This window comes from Streptomyces sp. BV286 (assembly GCF_019090165.1).
In the GTDB taxonomy this organism is placed as follows: domain Bacteria; phylum Actinomycetota; class Actinomycetes; order Streptomycetales; family Streptomycetaceae; genus Streptomyces.
This window is the reverse complement of sequence record NZ_JAHRIB010000201.1, coordinates 1-2,712: the sequence shown is the minus strand read 5'-3', so window position 1 is coordinate 2,712 and position 2,712 is coordinate 1. Positions and strand designations below refer to the sequence as shown.

Annotated in this window: 1 protein-coding gene; it reads right to left on the bottom strand. The window is 68.8% G+C overall.

Annotated features, from left to right (window positions below; genetic code table 11):
* The coding region (locus tag KUF83_RS42720) for a type I polyketide synthase (protein ID WP_217459503.1) at positions 1-2,712 on the bottom strand (2,712 nt) is incomplete at both ends.

Here is a 2,712-nt window from a genome sequence, read left to right as displayed (position 1 = left end):
ACACCGGCGACGACTCCAGCAGAGCCACCGCCATCCCCACCCACTGCGAACCCTGACCAGGAAACACAAACACCCGACGACCCGACACATCCGCCACACCAGACACCAGACCGGACACCGTGTCACCGGCCTCCGACCGCCCGGCCGCCAGCCCACGCACCCCAGCCAGCAACCCGTCCACGTCCTGGCCCACCACAACCGCCCGATGCCGGAACACCGAACGACCACTCACCAACGACCAACCCACACCCGAAACCGAAACCTCACCAGCACCCGAGACCGCCTTGGCCAGCCGCTCCCCTTGAGCCGCCAGGGCCACCGCCGACTTACCCGACACCACCCACGGCACCGGCGGCACCACACCAGGCTCAACACCAGCCGCCAGGGCAGGCTCCTCGGCCGGCGCCTGCTCCACGATCACATGCGCATTCGTCCCACTGATCCCGAACGACGACACACCCGCCCGGCGCGGACGGCCCACCTCCGGCCACCCCCGCGCCTCACTCAACAACTCCACCGCACCTTCGGACCAGTCCACATGCGGCGAAGGCTCACCGACGTGAAGGGTCTTGGGCAGCACACCCGCCCGCATCGCCATCACCATCTTGATCACACCAGCCACACCCGCAGCCGCCTGCGTATGACCCACATTCGACTTGATCGACCCGAGCCACAGCGGCTGGTCCTCGCCGCGGTCCTGGCCGTACGTGGCGAGCAGCGCCTGCGCCTCGATCGGGTCACCAAGGGTCGTACCCGTACCGTGCGCCTCGACCGCGTCCACCTCGGCCGCCGTCAGACCGGCGCTGGCCAGCGCCTGACGGATCACCCGCTGCTGCGACGGACCATTCGGAGCCGTAAGGCCATTACTCGCACCGTCCTGATTGACGGCGGAACCCCGCACCACGGCCAACACGCGGTGACCGTTGCGCCGGGCGTCCGACAACCGCTCCAGGAGCAGTACGCCCGCGCCCTCACCCCAGCCCGTACCGTCCGCGTCGGCGGAGAACGCCTTGCAGCGGCCGTTCGCGGCCAGGCCGCGCTGGAGGCTGAAGTCGATGAACGTCTCGGGGGTGGACATGACGGTCACACCGCCGGCGAGTGCCATCGTGCACTCACCCTGACGCAGGGCCTGGATCGCCCAGTGGAGAGCGACGAGCGAGGAGGAGCAGGCCGTGTCGACCGTGACGGCCGGGCCCTCGAAACCGAACGTGTAGGAGACACGGCCCGAGGCAATGCTGCCCGCACTGCCGTTGCCGAGATAGCCCTCGACCTCCTCCGACGGCTGAGTCACGCGGGACCCGTAGTCGTGGTACATGATCCCGGCGAAGACGCCGGTCGGGGTGCCGCGCAGAGTGGTCGGGTCGATACCCGCCCGCTCGATCGCCTCCCACGACGTCTCCAGCAGCAACCGCTGCTGCGGATCCATGGCGAGGGCCTCACGCGGCGAGATCCCGAAGAAACCCGGATCGAACTCCGCCGCATCGTGCAGGAAGCCACCCTCACGCGTGTACGTCCTGCCGGACTGGCCAGGCAGCGGGTCGTAGATGTCGTCGACGTTCCAGCCACGGTCCTCGGGGAAGAGGCTGACCGCGTCCGTACCGTTGGACACGAGCCGCCACAGGTCCTCGGGCGTGGTGACGTCGCCGGGGTAGCGGCAGCCCATGCCGACGATGGCGATGGGCTCGTCGTCGGTCGGGGTGGTCGCCATCGGCCTGGCGGCCGCGTCGACCGCTCCGAGTGTCTTTTCCCGGATGAGGTCGGCGAGGGCTTGGGGGGTGGGGTAGTCGAAGATCAACGTGGCCGGCAACCGCAGCCCCGTCTCCGCATTCAACCGATTCCGCAACTCCACCGCGGACAACGAGTCGAAACCGATGTCACTGAACGCCCGACCCGGCTCGATCGCACCCGCACCCTCATGCCCCAGCACCGCCGCCACATGCGACCGCACCAACTCCAACAACACCCGCTCACGCTCATCGGCGCCAAGCAGCGCCAGCCGCCCCGCCAGCGACACCTCCCCGCCACCCGACACAGCAGCACCCACCGCACGCCGCACCGGCCCGCCTACTACCGACCGGAACACCGCGGGCACACCGTCCACCCGCGACCGCAACGCCCCCACATCCAAACGCACCGGCACCACCACCGGCACATCCACACCCAACGCCCCATCGAACAACGCCAGACCCTGCCCCACCGACAGACCCAGCACACCCGACCGGCTCATCCGCGCAACATCACCCTCCCCCAACGCCGCACCCATACCAGTGCCCTCCCACAACCCCCACACCAAGGAGGTCCCAGGAAGTCCCAGCTCACGACGGTGTACCGCCAACGCATCCAAGAACACATTGGCCGCCGCGTAGTTGCCCTGCCCCGCGCCGTCGACCGTCCCCGCCAGCGACGAGAACATCACGAAGGCGGAGAGGTCCAACTCCCGCGTCAGCTCATGCAGATACCACGCCGCATCCGCCTTCGGACCCAGCACACCGTCCAACCGCTCCGGCGTCAGGGACCCCAGCACACCGTCGTCGACCACACCGGCCGTGTGCACCACCGCCGACAATTCCGCACCCAGACCATCCACCACAGCAGCCAACGCGGCACGATCACTCACATCACACGCCACAACCTCCACGTGAGCACCCAACCCGGCCAGCTCAGCCACCAGTTCAACCGCACCCGGCGCATCCTGACCCCGCCGCGACAGCA